This window comes from Streptomyces sp. NPDC104202 (assembly GCF_055584185.1).
Genome location: NZ_JBVJMN010000064.1, coordinates 14,283 through 39,771, shown reverse-complemented (window position 1 = coordinate 39,771; position 25,489 = coordinate 14,283). Strand labels below are relative to the sequence as shown.

Annotated in this window: 21 protein-coding genes; 14 read left to right on the top strand and 7 right to left on the bottom strand. The window is 73.7% G+C overall.

Annotated elements, in window-relative coordinates; translation table 11 throughout:
* Positions 1–197: 197 nt before the first annotated feature.
* Positions 198–2,063 carry an NPCBM/NEW2 domain-containing protein gene (locus ACZ60W_RS30985; RefSeq protein ID WP_469758717.1) on the top strand — a complete coding sequence of 622 codons (1,866 nt, stop codon included), beginning with the start codon at positions 198–200 and terminating at the stop codon, positions 2,061–2,063.
* 97 nt (positions 2,064–2,160) lie between these two features.
* On the opposite strand, the gene ACZ60W_RS30980 is transcribed toward ACZ60W_RS30985, so the two are convergent.
* Positions 2,161–2,796 (bottom strand): TetR/AcrR family transcriptional regulator, encoded by a 636-nt coding sequence (locus ACZ60W_RS30980; RefSeq protein WP_469758716.1) that lies wholly within the window; start codon positions 2,794–2,796, stop codon positions 2,161–2,163.
* Positions 2,797–2,860: 64 nt separating this feature from the next.
* Between ACZ60W_RS30980 and ACZ60W_RS30975 the strand changes: the two genes are divergently transcribed.
* Together ACZ60W_RS30975 and ACZ60W_RS30970 are read left to right on the top strand one after the other, a co-directional pair.
* Positions 2,861–4,462 carry an FAD-binding oxidoreductase gene (locus ACZ60W_RS30975; protein ID WP_469758715.1) on the top strand — a complete coding sequence of 534 codons (1,602 nt, stop codon included), beginning with the start codon at positions 2,861–2,863 and terminating at the stop codon, positions 4,460–4,462.
* Between the two features lie 275 nt (positions 4,463–4,737).
* Positions 4,738–5,157 carry a response regulator gene (locus ACZ60W_RS30970; RefSeq protein WP_469758714.1) on the top strand — a complete coding sequence of 140 codons (420 nt, stop codon included), beginning with the start codon at positions 4,738–4,740 and terminating at the stop codon, positions 5,155–5,157.
* 68 nt (positions 5,158–5,225) lie between these two features.
* On the opposite strand, the gene ACZ60W_RS30965 is transcribed toward ACZ60W_RS30970, so the two are convergent.
* Positions 5,226–6,203, bottom strand: coding sequence for a LysR substrate-binding domain-containing protein (locus tag ACZ60W_RS30965; protein ID WP_469758713.1), 978 nt, complete (start codon positions 6,201–6,203; stop codon positions 5,226–5,228).
* A gap of 211 nt (positions 6,204–6,414) precedes the next feature.
* Between ACZ60W_RS30965 and ACZ60W_RS30960 the strand changes: the two genes are divergently transcribed.
* The 11 genes from ACZ60W_RS30960 (at position 6,415) to ACZ60W_RS30910 (ending at position 17,976) form a co-directional block, all read left to right on the top strand.
* The gene (locus ACZ60W_RS30960; protein WP_469758712.1) at positions 6,415–7,830 is read left to right on the top strand and encodes a 2-hydroxymuconic semialdehyde dehydrogenase; all 1,416 of its coding nucleotides are present in this window, start codon (positions 6,415–6,417) and stop codon (positions 7,828–7,830) included.
* A complete protein-coding gene (locus tag ACZ60W_RS30955; RefSeq protein ID WP_469758711.1) occupies positions 7,827–8,663 on the top strand; it encodes a 2-keto-4-pentenoate hydratase in 837 nt (278 codons plus the stop codon). The genes ACZ60W_RS30960 and ACZ60W_RS30955 overlap by 4 nt, the downstream gene beginning before the upstream one ends.
* Entirely contained in the window at positions 8,660–9,421 is a 762-nt protein-coding gene (locus ACZ60W_RS30950) for a 2-keto-4-pentenoate hydratase (RefSeq protein WP_469758710.1), read from the top strand. Before ACZ60W_RS30955 ends, ACZ60W_RS30950 begins: the two co-directional genes overlap by 4 nt.
* Positions 9,418–9,837, top strand: coding sequence for a RidA family protein (locus ACZ60W_RS30945; protein ID WP_469758709.1), 420 nt, complete (start codon positions 9,418–9,420; stop codon positions 9,835–9,837). The genes ACZ60W_RS30950 and ACZ60W_RS30945 overlap by 4 nt, the downstream gene beginning before the upstream one ends.
* Positions 9,834–10,406 carry a 3-hydroxyanthranilate 3,4-dioxygenase gene (locus ACZ60W_RS30940; RefSeq protein ID WP_469758708.1) on the top strand — a complete coding sequence of 191 codons (573 nt, stop codon included), beginning with the start codon at positions 9,834–9,836 and terminating at the stop codon, positions 10,404–10,406. The genes ACZ60W_RS30945 and ACZ60W_RS30940 overlap by 4 nt, the downstream gene beginning before the upstream one ends.
* Positions 10,403–11,425: an amidohydrolase family protein gene (locus ACZ60W_RS30935; protein ID WP_469758707.1), complete on the top strand. Its 1,023-nt coding sequence runs from the start codon at positions 10,403–10,405 to the stop codon at positions 11,423–11,425. The genes ACZ60W_RS30940 and ACZ60W_RS30935 overlap by 4 nt, the downstream gene beginning before the upstream one ends.
* Complete coding sequence (locus ACZ60W_RS30930) at positions 11,422–12,336, top strand: acetaldehyde dehydrogenase (acetylating) (RefSeq protein WP_469758706.1); 915 nt, start codon at positions 11,422–11,424, stop codon at positions 12,334–12,336. Before ACZ60W_RS30935 ends, ACZ60W_RS30930 begins: the two co-directional genes overlap by 4 nt.
* Positions 12,333–13,376 carry a 4-hydroxy-2-oxovalerate aldolase gene (gene dmpG, locus ACZ60W_RS30925; protein ID WP_469758705.1) on the top strand — a complete coding sequence of 348 codons (1,044 nt, stop codon included), beginning with the start codon at positions 12,333–12,335 and terminating at the stop codon, positions 13,374–13,376. Before ACZ60W_RS30930 ends, dmpG begins: the two co-directional genes overlap by 4 nt.
* Complete coding sequence (gene kynU / locus ACZ60W_RS30920; RefSeq protein WP_469758704.1) at positions 13,373–14,620, top strand: kynureninase; 1,248 nt, start codon at positions 13,373–13,375, stop codon at positions 14,618–14,620. The genes dmpG and kynU overlap by 4 nt, the downstream gene beginning before the upstream one ends.
* A 61-nt stretch (positions 14,621–14,681) precedes the next feature.
* Positions 14,682–16,439, top strand: coding sequence for an LVIVD repeat-containing protein (locus tag ACZ60W_RS30915; RefSeq protein ID WP_469758703.1), 1,758 nt, complete (start codon positions 14,682–14,684; stop codon positions 16,437–16,439).
* A 76-nt stretch (positions 16,440–16,515) separates the two neighbouring features.
* Complete coding sequence (locus ACZ60W_RS30910; RefSeq protein ID WP_469758702.1) at positions 16,516–17,976, top strand: amino acid permease; 1,461 nt, start codon at positions 16,516–16,518, stop codon at positions 17,974–17,976.
* Positions 17,977–18,027: 51 nt separating this feature from the next.
* On the opposite strand, the gene ACZ60W_RS30905 is transcribed toward ACZ60W_RS30910, so the two are convergent.
* From ACZ60W_RS30905 to ACZ60W_RS30885, 5 genes are all read right to left on the bottom strand, one after another.
* Positions 18,028–18,990, bottom strand: coding sequence for an ABC transporter substrate-binding protein (locus ACZ60W_RS30905; protein ID WP_469758701.1), 963 nt, complete (start codon positions 18,988–18,990; stop codon positions 18,028–18,030).
* A gap of 1 nt (position 18,991) precedes the next feature.
* The gene (locus tag ACZ60W_RS30900) at positions 18,992–20,971 is read right to left on the bottom strand and encodes an ABC transporter permease (RefSeq protein ID WP_469758700.1); all 1,980 of its coding nucleotides are present in this window, start codon (positions 20,969–20,971) and stop codon (positions 18,992–18,994) included.
* A gap of 181 nt (positions 20,972–21,152) precedes the next feature.
* On the bottom strand, positions 21,153–22,250 hold the full coding sequence (locus ACZ60W_RS30895) for a quaternary amine ABC transporter ATP-binding protein (protein WP_469758699.1): 1,098 nt from the start codon (positions 22,248–22,250) through the stop codon (positions 21,153–21,155).
* Positions 22,247–23,773 (bottom strand): GMC family oxidoreductase, encoded by a 1,527-nt coding sequence (locus ACZ60W_RS30890; RefSeq protein WP_469758698.1) that lies wholly within the window; start codon positions 23,771–23,773, stop codon positions 22,247–22,249. Before ACZ60W_RS30890 ends, ACZ60W_RS30895 begins: the two co-directional genes overlap by 4 nt.
* Positions 23,770–25,281, bottom strand: coding sequence for an aldehyde dehydrogenase family protein (locus tag ACZ60W_RS30885; protein WP_469758697.1), 1,512 nt, complete (start codon positions 25,279–25,281; stop codon positions 23,770–23,772). The genes ACZ60W_RS30890 and ACZ60W_RS30885 overlap by 4 nt, the downstream gene beginning before the upstream one ends.
* Positions 25,282–25,489 lie beyond the last annotated feature (208 nt).

The following is a 25,489-nucleotide window of genomic DNA, read 5'->3' as shown; positions in this document are numbered from 1 at the left end:
GAAGACGGTACCCGGTCCCGTCGGCCCCGCGCGCCCGCGTCTTCGCCGCTCGGGGGCGCGGTCCGTGCCTCGGTGCGCTGCCTCCCCGTCGGGGTTCCGGAAGGCCCGGAGCCGGTCGTGTTGCGATTCCGCCAAGTCCGCCCGTCACTCAGGTGCTCTGTGTCACGGTGCATGCCTTCGGGACAGAAGGAGTGGTTTTGCCGGGTATCTCGTACGGAAAGAGGTCCGCCGCGGCACCGCGCGGACGGGGTGGGGCGACGGCGTCCCGCAGACTGCTGGCGCTCGGTCTGCTCATGGCCCTCGCGGCCTGCTCGTCCGGCAACGGCGCGGACGGCGGCACCAGGGCGTCGGACGGCAAGCACCCGTCCGCGTCCGCCTCGGCCCCGCCGTCCGCCGCGTCCGGGACCGTCACGGCGGAAGGGCTGACGCTGAAGGGGCCGCGCGGCCTCGGACTGCGCGTGGCGGGAGGGGCCCTGCCGGTCGGCATGCGCGTGGCCGTCGCCGAGCAAAAGGACGCGCCCGTCGAGCAGTTGGGCGCCCTCGCCCGCTCGGCGCCGGTGTGGGACGTGCACGCGGACGTGCCGCCGTCGGGGGAGGTGACGCTGACGATGCCGTACGACCCGGCGGCCGTGCCCGAGGGGGCGACGGCACGGATCGTCACCTACGACCCGGAGACGAAGAGGTGGTACCCGGTCGCGACCGAGGCCGACCCGGACGCCCGGGTCCTGACGGGGACGCTCGCGGGCTTCTCCCTGAAGACGTGGATCGTCGACCGCGCCGATGACGTGGCGGGCGCCGCCTCCTGGGCCGAGTACCAGGCGGGACGGCTGCTCGGCACCCGCGCCGCCCGGCCGGACTGCTCGGGCCGGCCGAAGGTCCCCGAGTGGGTCAAGGACGTCACGACCGTGGCCGACGACAACGCGCAGATCTTCGCCTGCGGTCACGGCGAGGGCGACCGGCTGGTCCTGGAGATCGTCAACAACCGCGGCTATCCGGTGTCGGTCGTCTTCGACCGGCCGTACGCCGCGGTCCGTTCCACGACGTGGCCGGACGGGGTCTCCGGCCTGGTCCAGCAGGTCGGCGCGGTACGGGCGAGCAACCGCGTCCCGCTGATCGGCGGCGGCTCGGCCACCGTCGTCTTCGACCGGCCCGCCCGGCAGGCCGGCGTCATCCAGGGATGGGCCCGGCGCGACACCGCGGCCCTCGCCCTGTGGCTGAGCGCCGAGGTCTTCCTCGCCGCGGGCGGCGACGTTCCGGTGGGCGGCGGCAGGAGCCTCGGCCTCGCCGGCGCGGACTGCCTCGGCCGGACCTCCTCGTCCGTGTGGGGGGCCGCCGACCGCACGGCGAACGCCGACGCGGCGGGCGTCGCGGCCGAACTCTCCGGACTGCGCGACTGCCTGGCGCAGTCGCTGGAGGCGGGCGTCAGGGCCTGGGGCGTGGACCCGGCACGGGCCGTCCACCAGTCCGCCGACAGCCTGCGGCTGCCCCGGGAGCAGCTGGGAGCGGTGAAGGCGCTCCGCTACCTGTACTTCATCGGCGTGGCCGAGTGGTCCCTCCAGGCCGGCGACCTCCTGGTGAACGACAGCACCCGCGAGGCCGATCTCGTCGACCTCTCCGTGCGGTGGCGCCACGACACCGTGGCCGACTCCCTGCCGCTCTTCGACCTCACGCCCACCGACCGGGAGGGCGGCTCCTCCGGGCAGCACGTCGACGCCGTCCTGGCGGGCGACGGCTTCCCGCGGTCCACCGGGGCCTGGGTCGGCTGCGAGGGCGAACCGGCGAGCGTGACCTACGCGTTGAACGGACGGTTCAAGGCGCTCGTCGCGAAGGCCGGACTCCAGCCGCACACACCGGACGACATCGTCGCCGAGATGGCGGTCGTGACGGACGGGAAGCCCCGGACCGCGGTCCGCGTCACCCGCGCGACCACGGCGGACATCGAGATCGACCTGACCGGCGTGGACACCCTGCGGCTGACCGCCGAGAAGGTGGAGGGCGCGTGCGGGATGTCGGGCACCCCGTACGGCGCCTGGGGCGACGCGGTGCTGCTCCGGGCCCGTTGAGCCCACCGACCGGGTCGGATGCCGCGCGGGAAAGGACTCCGCGCGGCACACCCGTCCGACGGGCGCGGGGCCGGCGGCGCGAGGTGCGTGGCCCCACTCACCCCGGGGGCGGAGGGTCGACCGCGAGCGCGGCGGCGACGGTGAAGAGGCGGGCGCAGCGCCGGGTCATGGCCTCCGGCGTCTCCTCGGGATGCTTGACCCACCAGCGGACGAGGGTGCCGACCAGGTCCGTCCAGACGTGGCGGAGCGCGTCGGCGTCCAGGGGGTCGGTGGACCCTGCGGCGCGCAGCAGCTCGGCGGTGCCGTCTGCCGCGAGGCCGTCGACGGCCGCCCGGTAGGCGGCCGCCGTCCGGGCGGCCTCGCCGCCGGGCGGCAGCGAACGGTCGTACAGGACGAACCACGCCTCCCGGCGTCCCTCCAGCGCCACGAAGATGCCGCGGAGCACCCGCAGGGGCGTGTGGGGGGTCGCCCCCTCCTCGCCGACGGCCGTGCGGATCGTGTCGAGCAGCCCGTCCCCGACGGGCACCAGGCAGGCGACGTACAGGTCTTCCTTGGTGCCGACGTACTGGTGCAGCAGCGTCTTGGTGACTCCGACGCGTTCCGCGACGGCGGCCAGGGAGGCGGCGGCGTAGCCCCGGCTGCCGAATTCCTCCGTGGCGGCCTCCAGCATCTGCCGGAGCCGTACGTGACGGGGGACGCCCTTGGTGCCGGCCTTCGAACGGGGGGTTGCCATGCGCGGATATTATCAGTAAGTAATTTACCTCTTGGTAAATTCCCTCGCGGCCTCTGGAGCGCTCATGCCCGGCACGACGACGCAGCCGATCCCGTCCGCCCCCCTCCGGTCCTGGTGGGGCTGGGGGTGGGAGAGCGCCCACCCCGACGACGCCGAGTGCGTGGCGATGGGCGCGCTGCTGCCCGGCACCCTGGCCCGCCCGCTCCCGGTACCCCGCATCGCCGACCTGGGCATCGGGGCGCCCGCCGTCCGGCCCCCCGCCGGCCTGGCGCGGCTGATCAGCGCCGAACCGGCCGACCGGGCGGCGCACGCGATGGGCAAGGCGTACCGGGACATCGCGCGCGCCCTGCGCGGTCGCCCCCGCCGGATACCCGACCTGGTCGCGTTCCCGACGCGGGAGCGTGAGGTCGCCGACCTCCTGGAGTGGGCCGGCGAACACCGCGTCGCCGTCGTGCCCTTCGGCGGCGGATCATCCGTCGTGGGCGGGGTCGAGTACCGGGGCGACCGCCATCGCGCGGTGCTCTCCCTCGACCTGACGAGGATGGACCGGGTGCTGGAGGTCGACCCGGAGGGCAGGGCCGCGCGCATCCAGGCCGGAACGCTCGGACCCGGCCTGGAGAACCAGCTGCGTCCGCACGGCCTGACCCTCCGGCACTTCCCGCAGAGCTTCGAGTTCTCCACCCTCGGCGGCTGGCTCGCGACCCGGGCGGGCGGCCACTACGCCACCGGCCGGACGCACATCGACGACTTCGTCCAGTCCCTGCGGGTGGTCACCCCCGCCGGCACCGCCGCGTCCTGGCGACTGCCCGCCTCGGGCGCCGGTCCCTCGCCGGACCGGATGTTCCTCGGCTCCGAAGGCGCGCTCGGCGTCATCACCGAGGCGTGGGTCCGGCTCCAGGCCCGCCCGGTCCACAAGGCGTCCGCCTCGCTCGCCTTCGACGCCTTCCCCGCCGCGCTCGCGGCGGTCCGCGCCCTCGCGCAGTCCGACCTCGCCCCCGCCAACTGCCGGCTGCTCGACTCCGGCGAGGCCGCGCTGGCCGGTGCCGCCCGGGACGGCTCCGCCGTCCTCGTCCTGGGGTTCGAGTCCGCCGACGCCCCGGTCGACGCCCGGCTCGCCCAGGCCGTCGACCTGGCCCGCTCCCACGGCGGCCGCTCCGCACCCTCCGAGGCCGGGGCCCCCGCCGACGAGGCGGTGACCGCGTGGCGCTCGGCGTTCCTGCGGATGCCCTACCTCCGGGACGGCCTCGCCCGGATGGGCGCCGTCGCGGAGACCTTCGAGACCGCGGCGACCTGGGACCGCGTCCCCGCCCTCGTCGAGGACGTCCGCAGGTCGGTCACCGAGGCCGCCCTCAAGATCTCGGGCCATCCGGCCACCGTCAACTGCCGCCTCACCCACGTCTACCCGGACGGCGCGGCCCCCTATTTCACCGTGCTCGCCGCCGGCCGCCCCGGGGACGAGGTCGCCTTCTGGGACGAGCTGAAGGCGGTGGCGGGCGAGGTCCTCCTCCGTCACCGCGCCACCATCACCCACCACCACGCCGTCGGCCGCGACCACCGCCCGTTCTACGACCTCCAGCGCCCCGAGCCCTTCGCCCTCGCCCTCCGCGCCGCCAAGGGCGCCCTCGACCCGCACGGCATCCTCAACCCGGGCGTCCTGGTGGACTGAGCCCCCAGCGAGCGCGAGGGAGTCCGTCACCGGACCGCTGCCGCCCACGTCCCTCCACCCGCCCGGCGGACCCACCGACCGTCGGGCGGGCCGCGCCTGTCCCGGCCTCGGCCCCGTCGACCGCCGGGCGGGCCGGGCGCCTGCCCTCGGCCCGGCCCGCCGGTCACGGCCGCCGCGGATGACACCCTCACCGGCCCCCCCCGCCGACCGCCACCGGCACCCGCACCGCCGCCGCGGTGAGGCGCGCTCGGCCGGACCGGGGGACAATGGCCTCGATGATGACCGTGCTGATCGCAGGACTGCCCGAGGGCGCCGAGCTGGAAGCGGTGCGCGCCCGCGTCCACTCCAGCCCGCACTTCCGCATCGTCGCCCACGCCTACGAGCCCCGGATCGCCCTGGCCCAGGCCCGCGTCCTCCAGCCCGACATCGCCGTCATCACCCGCCACCTCCCCCACCCCGAGGCGGACCTCGCCCGCTACCACCTCGTCCGCGCCCTCCGCGCCATGGATCCCCCCACCGGCATCGTCCTCCGCAGGGACCCCGGCGAGTCCGGCCGTCCCCTCGGCCCCGGCGCCGAACCCCTCACCGGCGCGATCCACGAGATCCGCCGCGGCGAGGCCGACGCCCTCTGGGACGCCCTCGTCACCATCGGCCGCCGCCGCGCCAGCTGCGACACCGACCCGACGGGACTCTGACCCGGGCGGCCCGTCCGGCATCCGGAGGTCCCCCGGACGCAAGGGCCACCGATCCACGCCGGGGCCCGTCATCCCGCGTCGTTCCCGGCCGTCAGTGAGGCGCGGAGCAGGGCCGCCTCCTCGTCGAGGTGGTGCAGGAGGGCCTCCAGAGCCGGGGTGCGGGTGCGGTGGGCGGCCTCGGTCACGCCCACCGTGCGGCCGACGGAGGGGAGTTCGACGGGCAGGGCGGTGAGGTGCTCGTCGTCGCGGAGGACGAGTTCGGGCAGGAGCGCCACCATGTCGGTCTGGAGCAGCAGCGCGCGCATGGTCAGGATCGACGTGCACTCGACCCGGTCGGCGGGGAGTGACAGGCCGTGGTCGACGACGAGGGCGGCCAGTTCCTGTCGCAGGGCGGTCTGCTCGACAGGCAGGATCCACGGATGGGCGAGGGCGTCCGCGAGCGTGACGCCCGGGGCGTCCCCGCCGCCGCGGGCCGCCTCCAGGAGGGGGTGACCGGTCCGGACCGCGAGCCGGATGGGTTCGCGGTAGAGCATGCGCTGGCGGACCCGCTCGCCCCCCTCGCCGTCGCCGGACACCGCCCCCACCCGTCCGACGATGACGTCGATCTCGCCGCCGAGCAGCGCGGGATGAAGGACGTCCGGAGTGCCCTCCCGGACGACCACGGTGAGCCGGGGGCGTTCGCGCTTCAGACGGGCCACCGCCCGGGGGAGCAGGACGTTCGCCCCGGCGAGCAGGGTCCCGACGGTCACCGTTCCGTCCAGGCCCTGTCGCAGCCCGGTGAGGTGCTCCTCGGCACGCCGCACCTCGGCCACCACGGCGCGCGCGTGTCCGACGAGCGCCTCGCCGTAGACGGTGGGGAGCATGCCGCGCGGGACGCGGGTGAAGAGCGGCAGCTCCGCGACCGTCTCCAGTTCCCGCAGGGTGCGGGTCGCGGCGGGCTGGGTGAGGTGCAGCGACTCGGCGGCCCGGACGACGCTTCCGTGTTCGTACACCGCGATCAGCAGGGTCAGGTGCCGGAACTTCAGCCGGCCGTCCAGGAGGTCCACCGCCAGGGCTCCTTCCGAGGAGGCGGGGACGGGCCCGGGCCGCCGTTCGGTCGGCCGATCCCCGCCCCGGCATACCAGTTTTGCTATACCGCTCTCGTCGATCGGCATTGGATCGGCATAGCTGGGTGGGCGCACTATACCGACACGCCCCGGGGGCGACTTTCGGTCAGTCCCCGGCTCAGCAACGGAGGTCTGCAAGGTGAGTTCACCCGTGCGGCATTACGTAGGAGGCGAGTTCGACGCGTCCGGCGTGCCGTTCCCGCTGGTCGACCCGGTCACCGGGAGCGTCGTCGGAGAGGTGCCGGAGGCGTCCCGCCGGCTGGTCGACCGCGCGGTGGCCGCGGCCCGCACGGCGCTGCGCGGACCGTGGGCCGGCTGGAGCCCGGCGGAGCGGGCGCGGCTCCTCCACCGGATCGCGGACGGCATCGAGCGCCGCGCCGAGGAGTTCACCGCCGCCGAGTGCGCCGACACCGGCAAGCCCCACGCACTGGCCTCGTCCGTCGACATCCCGCGAGCCGCCGCCAACTTCCGTGCCTACGCCGACCTCCTGGCCGGGCGTCACGAGCGGGCGTGGAACACCCCGACCCCCGACGGGCGCGGCGCGCTCAACTACACGGTGCACAAGCCGCTCGGCGTCGTCGCGGTCATCTCGCCGTGGAACCTGCCGCTCCTCCTCCTCACCTGGAAGGTCGCACCGGCTCTGGCCACCGGCAACACCGTCGTCGCCAAGCCCTCCGAACTCACCCCCGGCACGGCCTGCCTGCTCGCCGAGGTGATCGCCGAGGCGGGTGTCCCGGCGGGCGTCTTCAACCTCGTGCACGGCCGGGGTGCCGACGCGGCGGGCCAGTGGCTGACCGAGCATCCCGACGTGGACGCCGTCGCCTTCACCGGTGAGTCCCGGACGGGGACGACGATCATGCGGGCGGCGGCGGGCCGTCTGGCGCCGGTCTCCTTCGAACTGGGCGGCAAGAACGCCGGACTCGTCTTCGCCGACGCCGACCTCGACGAGGCCGTGGCGGGCACCCTCCGTTCCGCCTTCACCCACAGTGGCCAGGTCTGTCTCTGCACCGAGCGGGTCTACGTGGAGCGGCCCGTCTTCGACGCGTTCGCGGCCGCCCTCGCCGCCGGTGCCAAGGAGCTCGCCGGCTACGGCCCGATGATCTCGGCCGCCCACCGCGACAAGGTCCGCGGCCACCTCGCCCGCGCCGCCGCCGACGGGCAGGTCCTCGCCGGCGGGGGAGTGCCGCACTTCGGCGACGCCCGCGACGGCGGCTTCTGGGTCGAGCCGACCGTGCTCACCGGCCTGCCCGAGGACCACCCGGCGGTACGCGACGAGATCTTCGGCCCGGTCGTGCACCTGGCCCCCTTCGACACCGAGGAGGAGGCGCTGGCCCTCGCCAACGCCGGCCCGTACGGGCTCGCCGCCACCGTCTGGACCCGGGACGTGAGCCGGGCCCACCGCGTCGCCCCCGCCCTCGACGTCGGCATCGCCTGGGTCAACACCTGGAACCTGCGCGACCTGCGGACGCCGTTCGGCGGCGTGAAGGCTTCCGGCATCGGACGCGAGGGCGGCGACCACTCACTGGACTTCTTCTCCGAACCCATGAATGTGTGCGTGAAGCTGTGACGACGCGCCCCGGGCCCACCCCGCCCGCGACCGAGGCGGTGACGGCCGCCGCCGACCGCCTCGACCAGGCTCGCCGCACCGGGGTCCCCTGCGACCCGGTACGCGACCTCCTGCCGCCCGGTGACCTGGACGCGGCCTACGCCGTCCAGGAACTCCTCACCCGGCGCGGGCTCGCGCAGGGCCGCCGGATCACCGGCTGGAAGACAGGTCTCACCTCCGCCGTCGTGCAGCGGCAACTCGGCGTCACGACGCCCGACTTCGGCGCCCTGCTCGACGACACCGCCGTCCTCGACGGCGACGAACTGCCCTGGGGCACGGTCCTCCAGCCGAAGGCGGAGGCCGAGGTCGCCCTGGTCCTGGAACACGACCTCGGCCACGAGCGGCACACCGTGGCCGACGTGATCCGGGCGACCGCCTTCGCGCTGCCCGCCCTGGAGATCGTCGGCAGCCGCGTGCGCGACTGGGACATCACCGCCGTCGACACCGTCGCCGACAACGCCTCGAGCGGCGCGTACGTGCTCGGTACCCGCCCCGTCCTCCTGCGCGATGTCGACCTGCGGACCGCCGGAGCGGTCCTGGAGCGCGCCGGTGAGCCCCTCTCGACCGGCGCGGGCGTGGCCTGTCTCGGTCAGCCGCTGCACGCCGCCGTGTGGCTGGCCGACACCCTCGTCCGCCTCGGCCGGCCGCTGCGCGCCGGCGACACGGTCCTCACCGGCGCCCTCGGGCCCATGGCCGATGTGGCACCCGGCGACGTCCTGGAGGCCCGCATCGACGGGCTCGGCTCGGTGCGTGCCGCCTTCGGTCCCGCCGTCCCGGAAGGAGCTCACCGATGAACCCGACGGACATCGCCCAGCGGCTCGACGCGGCGGCCCGCGACGCCCGTCCGCTGCCCGGCGGAGCCACCGGCCTCACCGACACCGCCGACGCCTACGCCGTCCAGGAGGCGCTCGTCGCCCTGCGTCTCGCCCGCGGCGAACGCGCCACCGGCGTCAAGCTCGGCTTCACCAGCGTCGCCAAGATGCGTCAGATGGGCGTCGGCGACCTCATCCACGGACGCCTCACCGACCGGATGGAGATCCCGGACGGCGGACGGTACGACGTCTCCGGTCTCATCCACCCCCGCGTCGAACCCGAGATCGCCTTCCTCCTCGGCACGGAACTCGCCGTCGGCGGCGACCCGGCCGCCGCGGTCGCGGGTGTCGCCCCCGCCCTGGAGATCATCGACTCCCGCTACGACGGCTTCCGTTTCTCGCTGGCCGAGGTCATCGCCGACAACACCTCCGCCGCCGCCTACGCCACCGGCCCCTGGACCCGGCCGGAGGCCCTCGGGGGAATCCGTACCCTCGCCAACCTCGGTGTCGTCCTCGAACTCGACGGCCGACCTGCCGAGACCGGCTCCACCGCCGCCATCCTCGGCGACCCGCTGCGCGCCCTCACCGCCGCGCTCCGGCTCGCGGGCCCGCTCCCCGCCGGAACGGTGGTCCTCGCCGGAGCCGCCACCGCCGCCGTACCGCTGCCGCCCGGCACCCACGTGCGGGCCACCGTCGCCCGGCTCGGAGCCGTCCGGTTCACCACCGAGGAGGCGGCGTGATCGTCCCCGGCGCGGCGCCCCCGCGCGGCCGCTTCCCGCACCTGCGCCGCGCCGGCGACCTGGTCTTCGTCTCCGGCACGAGCTCCCGTCGCCCCGACGGCACCTTCGCCGGTGCGAGCGCCGACCCCATGGGCGTCACGGACCTCGACATCCGGGTGCAGACCCGGGCGGTCCTCGACACCATCGGCACCCTGCTCGCCGCCGCGGGCGGAAGCCTCCGCGACCTCGTGTCGGTCACCACCTACCTCGTCTGCATGAACGACTTCGGCGGCTACAACGAGGTCTACGGCGAGTACTTCGACGAGACCGGGCCCGCCCGGACCACCGTCGCCGTCCACCGACTGCCCCATCCCCACCTGCTGATCGAGATCAGCGCGGTGGCCCACCTCCCGCAGGACAAGGAACAGCACCGATGACCCTGAGACCGTTCAACCTCCAGGCGTGGATCGAGGAACACCGCCATCTGCTGAAGCCGCCCGTCGGCAACGTGCAGATCTGGCAGGACGCCGACCTGATGGTGACGGTCGTCGGCGGTCCCAACCGCCGCACCGACTTCCACGACGACCCCATCGAGGAGTTCTTCTACCAGCTCAAGGGCGACATGGTGCTGCGCGTCATGGAGGAGGAGGGCAGGCCGCCCCGCGACCTCCACATCCGCGAGGGCGACGTCTTCCTCGCCCCCGCCCACCTGCGGCACTCGCCGCAGCGTCCCGAAGAGGACAGCATCGGGCTCGTCGTCGAGTTCGCCCGCCCCCAGGGCCACCGCGACGCCTTCGAGTGGTACTGCGTCGCGTGCCACCACCTCGTGCACCGCAGCGAGGTCCAGCTCACCTCCATCGTCGACGACCTGCCGCCCGTCTTCGGCGCCTTCTACGCCGACGAGGCCGCCCGCACCTGCGGCCGCTGCGGTGCCCTCCACCCCGGCCGGGACTGGCCCGAGGAACTGCGCCCCCGTACCCGCCGCGACGGGGCGGACGGCGCATGACCGTCGTCGACATCCACGCCCACGTCTTCCCGGAGATCGGCCGTGCCGAGGCCCGCCGCATCACCGGCAGGGACGACGCGCCGTGGCTGCGCACCACCGACGGCCCCGACGCCGGGATGATGATGGCCGGCACCGTCGAGTACCGCCCGGTGCGCCGCACCCTGTGGGACCCCGCCGAACGCGTCGCCGACCTCGACCGGCTCGGCGTCGACGCCCAGGTGCTCTCCAGCACCCCGCTGCTCTTCGGCTACGGCCTCGCACCCGCCCGGGCCGCCGACTGGTGCCGCACCGTCAACGCCCGCCTCCTCGCGTACGCCGCCCATGCCCCCGGCCGGCTCGCCCCGCTCTGCCAGGTACCCCTCCAGGACACCGAGGCCGCCTGCGAGGCCGTCACCGAGGCGATGCGGCAGGGCTTCCACGGCGTCCACATCGGCAACCACCTCGGCGACCGGGACCTCGACGACGGCGCACTCGTGGAGTTCCTGACCCACTGCGCGCACGAGGACGCGGCCGTCCTCGTCCACCCGTGGGACCTGCCCTCCGGGCCCCGGTACTCCCGCTACATGCTGGCCTGGCTCGCCGGAATGGCCGGCGAGACCCACCTGACGATCCTGTCGCTGATCCTCTCCGGGGCCTTCGAGCGGCTGCCGGACTCGCTGCGCCTGCTCTTCGCACACGGCGGCGGCAGCTTCCCGTACCTGCTGGGCCGGGCCGACAACGCCTGGCACCGGCGGGACCTCGTCCGCGCCGACAGCCCTCGCCCGCCCTCCGCCTATACCGACCGCTTCTCCGTCGACTCGGCCGTCTTCGACCCGGGCGCCCTGCGGCTGCTGGTCGACGTGATGGGCGCGGAGCGGGTGCTCCTCGGCTCGGACCACCCCTTCCCGCTCGGCGAGGAGTCCATCGGCCGGCTGGTCCGCGCCGGCGACCTCACCCCCGAGGAACGGTCCGCCGTCCTCGGCGGCAACGCCGTCCGCTTCTTCGGACTGACCCCCCGGCTGAAGGAGGCCGCACGGTGAAGGCAGCCGTCATCGGATCGGGCAACATCGGCACCGATCTCCTTATCAAGATCATCCGTGGCGCGGGTCACGTCACCGCCGCCGCCATGGCCGGCATCGACCCCGACTCGCAAGGACTCGCCCGGGCCCGCAGACTCGGCGTCCCGACGACCTCCGAGGGCGTCGCGGGACTCCTCGCGATGGAGGGCTTCGACGAGATCGACATCGTCTTCGACGCCACCTCGGCCGCCGCGCACCACCACAACGCCGCCGCGCTCGCCCCCCACGGCAAGACGCTCGTGGACCTCACGCCGGCCGCGATCGGCCCGTACGTCGTCCCGCCCGTCAACCTCGACCGGCACCTCGGCGAGACCAACCTCAACATGGTCACCTGCGGCGGCCAGGCCACCGTCCCGATCGTCGCCGCGGTCTCCGCCGTCACCCCCGTCCACTACGCGGAGATCGTCGCCTCCCTCGCCTCCCGCTCCGCCGGACCCGGCACCCGCGCCAACATCGACGAGTTCACCGAGACCACCTCCCGGGCCCTCGAAGAGGTCGGAGGCGCCGCCCGCGGCAAGGCGATCATCGTCCTCAACCCGGCCGACCCCCCACTGCTCATGCGGGACACCGTCCACTGCCTCGTCGACGAGGCCGACACCGACCGCGTCACCGCCTCCGTGCACGCCATGGCCTCCGCCGTCGCCCGCTACGTCCCCGGGTACCGCCTCAAGCAGGAGCCCCAGTTCCGCACCCTGCCCGCCGACGATCCGCTCGTCCGGCTCGGTGCCGGAGCCCGGCTCCTGGTCTCCGTCTACCTGGAGGTCGAGGGTGCCGCCCACCATCTCCCCGCCTACGCCGGAAACCTCGACATCATGACCGCCGCCGCGCTGCGCACCGCCGAGCGCCTGGCCGAACGGAGCCGGAACCGATGAACCGGGTCTACGTCCAGGACGTCACCCTCCGGGACGGCATGCACGCCGTCTCCCACCGCTACACCCTCGCACAGGTCACGGCCATCGCCGCCGCCCTGGAGGCGGCCGGCGTCGACGCCGTCGAGGTCGCCCACGGCGACGGCCTCTCCGGATCCTCGGTCACCTACGGACCCGGCGCCCACACCGACTGGGAGTGGCTGGAGGCCGCCGCCGGAGTCCTCGACCGGGCCCGCCTCACCACCCTGCTGCTGCCCGGCATCGGCACCGCCCACGACCTGCGCCGCGCCCACGCCCTCGGCGTCACCTCCGTGCGCGTCGCCACCCACTGCACCGAGGCCGACATCGCCGCCCAGCACATCGCGCTCGCCCGCGAGCTCGGCATGGACGTCTCCGGCTTCCTGATGATGTCCCACCTCGCCCCACCTGCCGAACTCGCCGCCCAGGCACAGCTGATGGAGTCGTACGGCGCCCACTGCGTGTACGTCACCGACTCCGGGGGCCGGCTCACCATGGACGGCGTGCGCGACCGCGTCCGCGCCTACCGCGACGTCCTCGACCCGGACACCGAGATCGGCATCCACGCGCACCACAACCTCGGCCTCGGCGTGGCCAACAGCATCGTCGCCGTCGAGGCCGGCGCCCACCGCGTCGACGCCTCCCTCGCCGGACAGGGCGCCGGCGCCGGCAACGCGCCCCTCGAACCCGTCGTCGCCGTCCTGGACCTCATGGGCATCGGGCACGGCTGCGACCTCTTCCCCCTCATGGACGCCGCCGAGGAACTCGTCCGCCCCACCCAGGACCGGCCCGTGCGCGTCGACCGGGAGACCCTCACCCTCGGCTACGCCGGCGTGTACTCCAGCTTCCTGCGGCACGCCGAGACCACCGCCGCCCGCCACGGCCTCGACACCCGGGACCTGCTCGTCGAAGCGGGCCGCCGCCGCCTGGTCGGCGGCCAGGAGGACCTCCTGACGGACATCGCCCTCGATCTCGCCCGACACCCCGACACCCCCGTCCCCTCCGCCCCCGGAGCCCTCGCATGACGCCGCCCGACCTCACCGCACGTGCCGTCGCCCTGGACGCCGCCGACCCGCTCGCCGACGTCCGTGACCGCTTCCTCCTCCCCGAGGACGTCGTCTACCTCGACGGCAACTCCCTCGGCGCCCTGCCCGCCGCCGTCCCCGCCGCCGTCGACGACGCCGTCCACCGGCAGTGGGGCACCGACCTCATCCGCTCCTGGAACGCCAACGGCTGGTGGGACGCCCCCGTCCGCACCGGCGACGCCATCGGCCGCCTGGTCGGCGCCGCCCCCGGCCAGATCGTCGCCGGCGACTCCACCAGCGTCCAGCTCTTCGACACGCTGACGGCCGCCGCCCGCGCGCGCCCCGGCCGGCGCCTGCTGCTCACCGACCCCGACCACTTCCCGACCGACCAGTACATCGCCGACTCGGTCGGCCGCCTGCTCGGCCTCGAAGTACGCAGGGTCCCCGCCCGGGACGCCGCCGACGTGCTCGCCGCCGAGGCCGGGGACGTCGCCGTCGCCGCGTACGCCCCCGTCGACTACCGGACCGGCGAACTCCACGACATGGCAGCCCTCACCGCCGCCGCCCACCAGGCCGGCGCGCTCGCGCACTGGGACCTGTGTCACGCGGCCGGCGCCCTCCCCGTCGAACTCGACGCGGCCGAAGCCGACTTCGCCGTCGGCTGCGGCTACAAGTACCTCTCGGGGGGACCCGGCGCCCCCGCCTTCGCCTACGTCGCCCACCGCCACCAGGCCACCTTCGACCATCCGCTCACCGGCTGGCACGGACACGCCCGACCGTTCGCCATGTCCGGCACCTACACCCCGGCCGACTCCATCACCCGCGCCCGGATCGGCACGCCCGCCCTGCTCTCCCTGCTCGCCCTGGAGGCCGCGCTCACCGCCTTCGACGGTGTCGAGATGAAGACCGTCCGGGAGAAGAGCCTCTCGCTCACCGGCTTCTTCCAGGAATGCGCCGACACCCTCCTCGCCGGGCTCGGCTTCACCTCCGTCACCCCGCGCGATCCCCACCGGCGCGGCAGCCAGGTCGCGCTCCGCCACCCCGACGCGTACCCGCTGATCGCCGCGCTGACCGCCCGCGGCGTCATCGGCGACATGCGCGCCCCCGACCTGCTGCGCTTCGGCTTCAACGCCCTGTACGTCAGCCACGAGGACGTCCTGCGCGCGGTGGCCGAGCTCCGCGACATCGCGCTCACCGGCGCCCACCGGGCCGACGCGTTCCAGGCCCGTCCGACGGTCACCTGACCACCCCGGCCGCCCCGGCCCCCGCCACCCTCCTCCCGCGCAGCCCCCGAAAGGACCGTCCATGCGCCTCACCCGCGGCACCACGGTGCTCGCCGCCCTCGTCGCGGCCGCCGCCACGGCCACGCTGCTCGCCCCCGGCACCTCCGCCACGCCGGCCGTCGCCGCCGACCCCCACGTGCGGGACGTCTGCGGTGACCGCCGCCCCGGCCCGGCCGACCCCGGCGCCTACGGGATGCAGCTCGACGGCACGTTCCGCCACCCCTCCCTGACGCCGGTCGACGAGGAGTCCGACCACCCCTTCCCCGGCCGCGCCGACCAGTACGACACCCGCGCGTACATCAAGAACATGAAGGTCGAGGCCGCCTACGAGGGAGCCGACTTCACCCCCGACTACTTCCACACCTGGCAGAACGTCGTCGACTTCCACGGCCGCCGCTACCTCTTCCAGTACGACCGCTCCGAGGGCCGCGTCTACGACATCACCGATGTCAGGAAGGTGAGGGTCGTCGAGAAGCTGAGCCGCGAGGACGTCGGCGGCGACGAGACCCGCGCGAACGGCGACTGGGCCGCCCACGACTACTGGGGCGCCTCCACGGTCCAGTGGAACCGCAAGCTCGGCGCGTACGTCATGGTGCAGAGCTTCGAGAGCAAGCGACAGATCTCGGAACTCTCCGACCACCCGCCGCTCGACAAGTACGGCAACCCCGACGGCGTCCGGAAACTGCGCGCCAAGCCCGGACTCAAGGGCTTCAAGGTCTACCGCCTCGACGGTCCGCGCAAGAAGGACTGGAAGCTGCTCGCGACCGTCTCCACCGACGCCACCCAGCGGGACCCGCTGCGCAGCGACCCCGCCACCCCCCAGCAGGGCTCCGGCTCCATCGACGTCCCCTACTGGACGGGCGGCCGGTACATGTTCCTCGCCACCGCCCCCGACGACAGCTACTCCGGGACCGAGTACCCGACCAACCTGCACTCGGCCGGCTACCAGTCGTGGGACATGTCCGACCCGGCGCACCCGAAGCTCCTCGACACCTGGCACCTGCCGGGCCAGCGCACCGGCGAGGACGCCGCCTACCGGAAGAACCCGCGCTGCGGCAACCGCACCAGCTGGATGGGCGCCCGGATGCCGCTCTTCCTCCCCAAGCCCGTGGAGAAGGGCGGGCGGTACGCCTTCGCCGCGATGGGCGGGTACGGCCTCACCGTCCTCGACGTCTCCGACCCCGCGCACCTGCGGACCGTCGGCCACCTCGACCTGCCGGCCTCGGTCGCGGGCACCGAGGGCGACAACATCGACGTCTCCCAGTACGAGAAGACCGGAATGATCTACTACTCCGGCTACCCGCTGACCGAGGACTGTTACGAGCCCTACAAGGACGTCTACCAGATCGACGTCCGCGACCCCGCCCGCCCGCGCGTCGTCGGCACCCTGCCCCGCCCCGTCCCGCCGAAGACCTCCGGCCTCACCGACTACTGCCAGCGGCGCGGCAGCTTCGGCCCCAAGCGCACCGGCTACTACACCAACCCGGGCAAGCACCACGCCGGAGTCCTCGGATACGGCTTCTACAACGCGGGCGTCCAGCTCTTCGACGTCTCCGACCCGTCCGCCCCGGAGATCTCGGCGTACTTCGTTCCCAAGGCGTACGGCCGGGACACCGCCGACTACGCCTACGGCAACCAGACCCACGGGATCTACGTCGAGTGGGACCGCAACATCGCCTGGGCCCTGACCAACCACGGCATCTACGCCCTCTCGTCGAAGGTCCTCGGCAAGCCCGACCTCGACGCCCCCGCGAAGCCGTTCCGCACCAGCGAGTTCTGACCCCCGGCCGGCCGGGCACCACCCCTCCCCGCCCCCCCCGCATCCCACCCTCCCCGCGCAGAAGGGTCACACCGCCATGACCGCATCCCCCGAATCAGCGCCCCCCGCCCCGACCGCCGACGGCGCCGACGGCGGAGCCGACGCCGACGGGAGCCGCAGACCGGCTCCCGGAGCCGAGGGCGGCCTGGTCCGCTCCCTCACCCACCGCCAGACCACCATGATCGGGCTGGGCTCCGCGCTCGGCACCGGCCTCTTCCTCGGCTCCGGCTCCGCGATATCGGTCGCGGGCCCCGCCGTGATCGTCTCGTACGTCATCGGCGCGGTGCTCGTCGCGATCATCGCCGTGCTGCTCGGCGAGATGTCCGCCGCCCACCCCGTCCAGGGTTCGTTCGGCACCGTCGCCCACCGCTATCTCGGACCCTGGGCGGGCTTCCTCAGCCGCTGGCTGTACTGGTTCAGCGCCGTCGTCGTCATCGGCACCGAGGTCGTCGCCTCCGCCCTCTACATCGGCTGGTGGTGGCCCGAGGTGCCGATGTCGGCGGCCATCCTGGTCATCGCCGCGGTGGTCCTCGCCGTCAACGTGATCTCGGTCCGGTCCTTCGGCACCACCGAGTTCTGGCTCTCCACCGTGAAGGTCGTCGCCCTCTGCGCCTTCGTCCTCTGCGCCGCCCTGCTGGCCCTCTTCGGCCTGCCGGACACGCCGGCCACCGGATTCGCGCACCTGACCGACGACGGAGGCTTCCTGCCCCACGGGGCCGGCTCGATCTGGCTGGCCATGTCCGTGGTGATGTTCGCCTACGCCGGCTTCGAGGTCGTCGCCATCGCCTCCGCCGAGGCGGCCGACCCGCAGCGCACCATCCGCACCGCGATGCGCCAGCTGGCAGGGCGCCTCGCCTTCTTCTACCTGCTGTCCATCCTGCTCGTCCTCGCCCTGATCCCGTGGCGCACCCTGGCGGGCGGCGACGGCAGTGTCGAGTCCAGCCCGTTCGTCCGCGTCTTCACCGAGGTCGGCGTGCCCGCCGCGGCGACCGTCACCAACGCGGTCGTCCTCATCGCCGCCATGTCCGCCGCCAACGCGCACCTGTACGGTGCCTCCCGGCTGCTGCACTCCCTCGGGGCCGACGGCCTCGCCCCCGCCCCGCTGGCCCGGCTCAGCCGGCGCGGCGTGCCCGCGTCCGCCCTCGCCGCCTCCACCCTGGGCATCGCCGCGGCGGCCCTGCTCGCCTTCTACGACGTCAGCGGTCTGTTCGGCATCCTGATGTCGATCGCGATCTTCGCGGTGCTGCTCGTGTGGCTGCTGATCCTGGCCTCGTACGTCGCCTTCCGCCGCCACCGGAAGGCGCACCCGGCGGAGTTCACCGGCTTCAGCGTCCGCGGCGGCGACAAGCTCGCGGCCGTCGCCGTCCTGGGGGTCCTGGCCGTGGCGGCGACGGCGGTGGAGGTACCCGACATGCGGCAGGCCGCCGGCATCGGCCTCGCCTTCACCGTCGTCCTCCTCGCCTGCCACACCCTGACGGCGCGGCTCCGCCGCCGGTGACCCACCCGTCGCCCGAGGGGCCCGGCCACCAGGCCGGGCCCCTCGTCGGCGTCAGGACGGGAGCCAGGCCCGCCAGGTGGACTCGTTCGCCTTCACCCACCGGCCGGCCGCCTCCTGCGGGGACAGCTTCTCCTCGGCGATCATCAGGGCGACGTCGTTCTGCATGTCGGTCGTCCAGCGGAACTTCTTCAGGAAGGCGGCGGCGTCACCACCGCCCTCGGCGAAGCGGGCGTTGAGGAACTTCTGCAGAGGCGTGTGCGGGTAGGCGCACGCCACCTTGTCCGGGTCGGCGTCGCAGCCCTCCGTGTGGGCCGGCAGCCTCACCTCCGTCATGGGGACCTTCTCGAACAGCCACTGGGGCTTGTACCAGTAGGTCAGGAACGGCTTCCTGTCCTTGGCGAACTGCCGGATCTGCGTGATCTGCGCCGCTTCCGAGCCCGCGAAGACGACCTGGTAGTCGAGGCCCAGGTTCTTCACGAGCGCCTTGTCGTTCGTGACGTAGGACGGGGACCCGTCCATCAGCTGGCCCTTGCCGCCGCTCTCCGCGGTGCGGAACGCGTCGGCGTACCGGTCGAGGTTCCTCCAGTCGGTGACGTCCGGGTGCTGCTCGGCGAAGTACGTCGGCACGTACCAGCCGATGTGACCGGTCACCCCGAGGTCGCCGCCCCGCTCGATGGTTCCCTTGTCGTCGATGTACCGCTTCTCCTGGTCCGGGTGGCCCCAGTCCTCCAGGATGGCGTCCACCCGGCCCTGGCTGAGCGCGTCCCAGGCGGGCACCTCGTCGATCTGGACGGTGTCCACCCGGTAGCCGAGCTCGTGCTCCAGCAGATACCCGGCGACGGCGACGTTCGCCTGGGCACCCACCCAGGACTGCACGGACAGCGTCACCGTGCGGGAGCCCTTCGCGTCGGCGTACGGCGACGCCTGGCGGGTCATGTCGGCGGCGCCGCAGCCGGTGAGACCGGCCGCCAGGGCGGCCGCGGTCACGAGCGCGGCGAGACGAGTGCGAGCCATCTCAGGCCCCCTTTCCGGCAGGTGCGCGGCGTTCCGTGGGCTGGGTGACGCGGTCGAGCGTCAGCCCCAGGCAGACGATCGCCGCGCCGGCGACCAGACCGGTGGCCAGATCGCCCTGGGCGAGACCGAAGACCGTGTCGTACCCGAGCGCTCCCCCGCCCACCAGGCCGCCGATGACGACCACGGCGAGCACGAGCACCACGCCCTGGTTGACCGCGAGCAGCAACGCCGGTCGGGCCAGGGGGAGCTGGACTTGGAACAGCTGCTGCCGGCCGGTCGCGCCCAGGGAGCGCGCGGACTCCATCGCGGCCGGGTCCACCCCTCGCACGCCCTGCGCCGTGATCCGGACGACGGCGGGCAGTGCGTAGATCACGGCGGCCGCCACCGCCGGGGCGCGGCCCACGCCGAACAGGGCGACGACGGGGATCAGGTAGACGAACTGAGGCATGGTCTGGAAGACGTCGAGCACCGGTCGCAGGGCCCGCCCCAGACGTGTGCCGCGCGCGGCGGCGATCCCCAGCGTGACGCCCAGCAGCAGCGTCACGGCGACGGCGGCCAGCACCTGCGAGAGCGTGTCGAGGGCCGGGTCCCAGACGCCGAGCACTCCGATCGCCGCCATCGCGAGGACGGCCGTCGCGGCCGTGCGCCACGTCCCGATGAGCAGGGCGAGCGCGCCGACCGCCAGCAGGACCGCCCACCACGGCAGCCACTGCAGGCCGTCCCGCAGGGGGTTGAGGACCCAGCCGGTGAAGCGTGCCGCCCAGTCGGCGGTGCCGCCGACGACCGGTACGCCGGAGTAGAGGTGCGCGGTCATCCAGTCGACCCCCGCGTTCACGGGCCCGGCGATGTCGGCCGTCCACGCGTCGGGCCAGGAGAGCCGGTCCGACAGGCGACCCGCCACGGCGACGACCGCGGTCGTCCCGAGGGCGACGGCCCGTCCGAGCCCTCTCCGTCGTGCGGGAACCGCCCCGACGCGCTCTCCCGCCGCGGCGGTGACGCGGTCCAGGACGACGGCGAGCAGCACGACCGGTACACCGGCGGCGAGCGCGGCACCGACGTCGACGGTGGCGAGTGCCTGGTACACGCGGTCGCCGAGGCCGCCCGCTCCGATGACGGACGCGATCACGGCCATGCCGAGCGCCATCATGATCGACTGGTTGACGCCGAGCAGGAGTTCCCTGCGGGCCAGCGGAAGCCGGGCCGTGAGCAACCGCTGCCTTCCCGTCGCGCCGAGGGACGCGGCCGCCTCCATGACGCCGGCGTCCGCGCCGCGCAGCCCGAGCGCGGTGAGACGGGCCATCGGCGGGGCCGCGTACACCACGGTGGCGAGCACGGCCGCGGGTACGCCGATGCCGAACACCAGGACCACGGGCAGCAGATAGGCGAAGGCAGGCAGCACCTGCATCGTGTCGAGGACCGGTCGCAGCACGCGGTGCATACGGTCCGACAGGCCGGCGGCCAGCCCGAGCAGGCCGCCGAGCAGCACCGAAGCGGCGACGGCGACCACCATCAGGGCGAGGGTCTGCATGGTGGGCACCCACATGCCGAGCACTCCGCACACGGCGAGGGCGGCGGCGGAGGCCGACGCGAGCCTGACGCCCGCGACCCGCCAGGCCACCAGTCCCACGGCGGCGATGACGCCCGCCCAGCCGAGGGCGAGCAGCACCAGGTAGACCGCGCGGACCGCGAGGACGACCGCGTTGCTCACATGTCCGAGAAAATAGAGGAACAGGGGGTGGCTGTCGCGGTTGTCGACGATCCAGTCACTGCCACGCTCCAGCGGAGCCGAGACGTCGACCGCGAGGGCTCCCGGCCAGCCGCCGCCGCCCAGGAGGACGGCGCCGAGCAGAACCGCGAGAAGCGTGCCCGCGGCGATGAGCGGGCCGCGGTACCGGGTGAGCGCGTGCGGCGCGGTGGCCCGGGCGGCGCCGGTTCCGTTCCCGCCGGTGGCCACGCGGCCGGGAGGGGTGGTCACGGTCATCGCGTCCACCGTCCCTCGCCGGGCGTCCGGACGGTGGACGACAGGGGGCCGTGTCCGGCCCCCCGTCGGGTGGGGTCCGGTGCGGCGGCCGTGGGACCGGGGCGTCGGGTGTCGCGGCGCTCTCCCCGGGCGCCGGCACCGGGCCCGCCGCACGGCGGCGGCCAGGTCGTATGGCTGTACATCAGGCCACCGCCCTGCCCGGCGCGGCCGGGACGCCGGCGACGACGGCGAGGAGCGCGGCGTGGTCCACCACGCCGAGGCAGCGGCCGTTCTCGACGACGCGAGCGCTCTCGCCCGTGCGGGCGACGGCCTCGATGGCCTCCTGGACGGTGGCACCCGGGGCGAGCGCGGGACCTGAGCCGCTCTCCTCGGGCGGCGCGGGCCGCATCGCCGAGCGGACGGTCAGCACCTGTTCGCGCGGCACGTCCCGGACGAAGTCCCTGACGTAGTCGTCGGCGGGGGAGCCCACGATCTCCTCCGGCGTGCCGATCTGCACGATCCGGCCGTCGCGCATCAGCGCGACGCGGTCGCCGAGCTTCAGCGCCTCGCCGAGGTCGTGCGTGATGAAGACCATCGTGCGCCCCTCCTCGCGGTGCAGGCGGACGACCTCCTCCTGCATGTCCCGGCGGATCAGCGGGTCCAGCGCGCTGAACGGCTCGTCGAACAGCAGGACCTCCGGGTCCACGGCCAGGGCGCGGGCCAGACCGACGCGCTGCTGCTGACCGCCGGACAACTGGGCCGGACGGCGCTGTTCCATGCCCTCCAGGCCGACCTTGGCGACGAACTCCGCCGCCCGGTCACGTCGTTCGCTCCGGCTCACGCCCTGGATCTCCAGCCCGTAGGCGACGTTGTCGAGCACGGTGCGGTGCGGCAGGAGACCGAAGTGCTGGAAGACCATGGCGGCCCGGTGCCTGCGCAGCTCGCGCAGACGGCCGGAGTCCATGGACAGGATGTCCTCGCCGTCGATCGAGATCGTGCCGGACGTCGGCTCGACGAGCCTGGTCAGGCAGCGTACGAGGGTCGACTTGCCCGAGCCCGAGAGGCCCATGACGACGAAGACCTCGCCCTTGGCGACGTCGAAGGAGACATCGCGTACGGCGGCGGTGCAGCCGGAGCGCTCGCGCAGTTCCGTGGCGTCGAGCCGGGCGAGTTCCGGGTCGGCCGGAACGCGCTCGGCCTTCGGTCCGAAGACCTTCCAGAGCCCGCGCACGGAGAAGACGGACCCGTCGGCGGGTCCGGGCGCGGACGTGGTGTCCGCCGGAGTGGTCGCGGTGATCATCGGGTGGTACCTCCCAGCAGGTCGGCGCACTTCTCGCCGACCATCAGCACGCCGATCATGGGGTTGACCGCGGTCATGGTCGGGAAGACGGACGCGTCGGCGACGCGGATGCCGTCCAGGCCGCGGATCCGCAGGTCCGGGGCGACGACGGCGAGTTCGTCGTCCGCACCTCCCATCCGGCAGGTGCCGGCCGGGTGGTAGACGGTGTGCGCGACGTGCCGGGCGTAGGCGCTGAGCTCCTCGTCGGAGGTCACCTCGGGTCCCGGGCAGACCTCGCGCTTCAGCCATCCGGCCAGCGGCTCGCTCGCCGCGATCTGCCGGGCGATGCGGATCCCGTCGACGAGCGTCCTGCCGTCGTAGTCGTCCTCGTCGGTGAAGTACCGGAAGTCGAGTGCCGGCTTGTCCTCGGGGTCGGCGCTCGTCAGGTAGAGCCGGCCGCGGCTGCGCGGCTTGGGGATGTTGGGCGTCATCGACACGCCGTGCGCGGGCCGTTCGTAACCCAGTCGCTCGGGGTTGTCGGTGAAGGGGATCTGGTAGAAGTGGAACATCAGGTCCGGCCCCTCGACCGCCGGGTCCCGGCGGACGAACAGACCGGCGTCCGAGTCCATCGCCGAGTTCTCGGGGATCGGGCCGTGGGTCTCCCACACGATCACCGACTCGGGATGGTCGAGCAGGTTCTCTCCCACGCCCGGCAGGTCGTGCACGACGGGGATGCCGAGCTTCTCCAGGTCGGCCCGCGGCCCGACGCCGGAGTGCAGCAGCAGGCGCGGGGTGTCCACGGCGCCCGCGCACACGAGGATCTCCCGCCGGGCCCGTACGACGTGCTCCGTGCCCTCCTTCGTGCGGACGTGCACGCCGGTCGCGCGGACGCCCTCGAACTCCAGGCGGAACGCCCAGGTCTCCAGGGCGATGTGCAGGTTCGGCCGATCCAGGAAGGGGTGCAGATAGGCGACCGAGGCGGAGGACCGCTTGTTGGTCTCCGGGTGGTACGCGAGGTCGAAGAAGCCGGCGCCCTCGTCGAAGGGCGCACGGTTGAAGCCCTCCACCCGCGGTACGCCCAGGGTCGTGTGCGCGGCCTCGACGAAGTCCTTCGCGATCGCGTTCCGGTCGGCTTCGCCGACGGGAACGATGTTGTTGCGCAGCCGGGCGAAGTACGGGTCCATGGCGGCGGCGTCCCACCCCTCGGCACCCGCCTCGGCCCATTCGTCCCAGTCGGAGGGGAGGGGCTTGAACGCGATGAGGGTGTTGTGCGAGGAGCAGCCGCCCAGCACCCGGGCGCGGCTGTGGCGGATGGACGAGTTGCCCCGGGGCTGCTCGGTCGTGGGGTAGTCGTAGTCCAGCTCGCCGCCGAGCAGGCCCATCCAGCGGCGCAGGGTGAGGACGTCGTCGCGGCCGACGTCACTGGGGCCGCCCTCGATGACGGCGACGGAGAGGTCGGGGTCCTCGGTCAGCCGGGAGGCGATCACCGAACCGGCGGTACCGCCGCCGACGACGACGTAGTCGTACACGTGCTGGTCGTTCATGCCCTGTCCTTCTGCGTCCCGCCCGCGAACCAGCGCACGGGGCGCGGGGCGAGGTTCTGGTAGATGTGCTTGGCCTCTCGGTACTCGGCGAGACCGCCGGGGCCCAGCTCGCGGCCGATGCCCGACTTTCCGAAGCCGCCCCATTCCGCCTGCGGCAGGTAGGGGTGGAAGTCGTTGATCCAGACGGTGCCGTGCCGCAGGCGGGCCGCGACCCGCCGGGCGCGGTCCTGGTCCGACGTCCACACCGCTCCGGCGAGACCGAACTCCGTGTCGTTGGCGAGGGCCACGGCCTCCGCCTCCGTCCGGAAGGTCTCGACGGTGAGGACGGGGCCGAAGACCTCCTCGCGGACGACCCGCATGCCTCGGTCGCAGCGGTCGAGGACCGTGGGCCGGAAGAAGTAGCCGGGACCGGCCGGCCTCTCGCCGCCCGCCCGCAGCACGGCGCCCTCGGCGAGGGCCGAGGCGACGTACTCCTCGGTCCTCGCGAGCTGGGCAGCGGAGACCAGCGGACCGCACTCAACCCCCTCCTCGGACCCGCGCCCCAGCCTGATGTGCGCGGCCCGGCGGGAGAGTTCGGCGACGAAACGCTCGCGCAGCGATTCCTCGACGATCAGGCGAGAACCGGCGGAGCAGACCTGGCCGCTGTGGATGAACGCGGCGTTGAGCGCCTGGTCGACGGCGGTGTCGAAGTCCTCGGGCGTCGCGCAGGAGTCGGCGAAGACGACGTTGGGGTTCTTCCCGCCGAGTTCGAGCGCCACCTTCTTCACGCTGTCGGCGGCGGCCTTCGCGACCTTCGTTCCGCTGACCAGCCCTCCCGTGAAGGAGACGAGGTCGACGTCGGGATGCTCGGCGAGCCGTGCGCCGACGGTGGCACCGGGGCCGGTGACGATGTTGGCCGCTCCAAGGGGGAGTCCGGCCTCCAGAAGGAGTTCGACCAGGAGGACGGTGCTCAGCGGGGTGATCTCGCTGGGCTTGATGACGAACGTGTTGCCGGCCGCGAGAGCGGGCGCGATCTTCCAGCTGGCCTGCAGCAGCGGATAGTTCCACGGTGTGATCAGGGCGCAGACCCCGACGGGCTCGTGCACGACGACGCTGCGGATGTCCTCGGACCCGGCGTCGACGATCCGCCCCCCGGCGTCCTCGTCCGCGACGAGGCCGGCGAAGTAGAGGAAGGCGTCGCGGACGCAGTCGACGTCGACGCGGCCCTCCTCCAGCGTCTTTCCCGCGTCCTGGCTCTCCAGGGCGCCGATCCGCTCGCGGTCGCGCTGCAGCAGGTCGGCGACCCGCCGCAGCAGCGCGGCGCGCTCGGCGACCGGCGTCCGGGGCCAGGAACCGTCGTCGAAGGCGGCCCGCGCCGCGGCCACGGCGTCGTCCACGTCCTGGGCACCGCCCTCGGCCACGACCGCGAACGCGGTCGCGTCGGCGGGATCGATGATCTCGCGCGTCGCTCCGGACAGGGCCGCGCGCCACTCTCCGCCCACATGAATGGTCTGTTGTGCTGCCGTCACCTTGTGCCTGGCCTTCCGTTCTCCGAATCCCCCTACCGGTCGCCCGGTGAATCGGCCGCCTGCCCGGGAGCCTCCGGTCCATGCGGAAAGGCTTACGCAGGGTGACGTGCTTCACGTCCGATGGGGGACGAATCGGATATAATGGAAGGGCTCGGTCCGCCGAAAGGCAGGTCCGTCCCGCCCTCGTGTTCGCGGTGACGATGCGCAA

What these genes read in the sequence shown, in the direction of transcription:
- ACZ60W_RS30980 (WP_469758716.1), bottom strand. Translation starts at nt 2,796, where the DNA reads ATGGCAACCCCCCGTTCGAAGGCCGGCACCAAGGGCGTCCCCCGTCAC.
- ACZ60W_RS30975 (WP_469758715.1), top strand. Translation starts at nt 2,861, where the DNA reads ATGCCCGGCACGACGACGCAGCCGATCCCGTCCGCCCCCCTCCGGTCC.
- ACZ60W_RS30970 (WP_469758714.1), top strand. Translation starts at nt 4,738, where the DNA reads ATGATGACCGTGCTGATCGCAGGACTGCCCGAGGGCGCCGAGCTGGAA.
- ACZ60W_RS30950 (WP_469758710.1), top strand. Translation starts at nt 8,660, where the DNA reads ATGAACCCGACGGACATCGCCCAGCGGCTCGACGCGGCGGCCCGCGAC.
- ACZ60W_RS30940 (WP_469758708.1), top strand. Translation starts at nt 9,834, where the DNA reads ATGACCCTGAGACCGTTCAACCTCCAGGCGTGGATCGAGGAACACCGC.
- ACZ60W_RS30935 (WP_469758707.1), top strand. Translation starts at nt 10,403, where the DNA reads ATGACCGTCGTCGACATCCACGCCCACGTCTTCCCGGAGATCGGCCGT.
- dmpG (WP_469758705.1), top strand. Translation starts at nt 12,333, where the DNA reads ATGAACCGGGTCTACGTCCAGGACGTCACCCTCCGGGACGGCATGCAC.
- kynU (WP_469758704.1), top strand. Translation starts at nt 13,373, where the DNA reads ATGACGCCGCCCGACCTCACCGCACGTGCCGTCGCCCTGGACGCCGCC.
- ACZ60W_RS30915 (WP_469758703.1), top strand. Translation starts at nt 14,682, where the DNA reads ATGCGCCTCACCCGCGGCACCACGGTGCTCGCCGCCCTCGTCGCGGCC.
- ACZ60W_RS30910 (WP_469758702.1), top strand. Translation starts at nt 16,516, where the DNA reads ATGACCGCATCCCCCGAATCAGCGCCCCCCGCCCCGACCGCCGACGGC.
- ACZ60W_RS30905 (WP_469758701.1), bottom strand. Translation starts at nt 18,990, where the DNA reads ATGGCTCGCACTCGTCTCGCCGCGCTCGTGACCGCGGCCGCCCTGGCG.
- ACZ60W_RS30900 (WP_469758700.1), bottom strand. Translation starts at nt 20,971, where the DNA reads ATGACCGTGACCACCCCTCCCGGCCGCGTGGCCACCGGCGGGAACGGA.
- ACZ60W_RS30895 (WP_469758699.1), bottom strand. Translation starts at nt 22,250, where the DNA reads ATGATCACCGCGACCACTCCGGCGGACACCACGTCCGCGCCCGGACCC.
- ACZ60W_RS30890 (WP_469758698.1), bottom strand. Translation starts at nt 23,773, where the DNA reads ATGAACGACCAGCACGTGTACGACTACGTCGTCGTCGGCGGCGGTACC.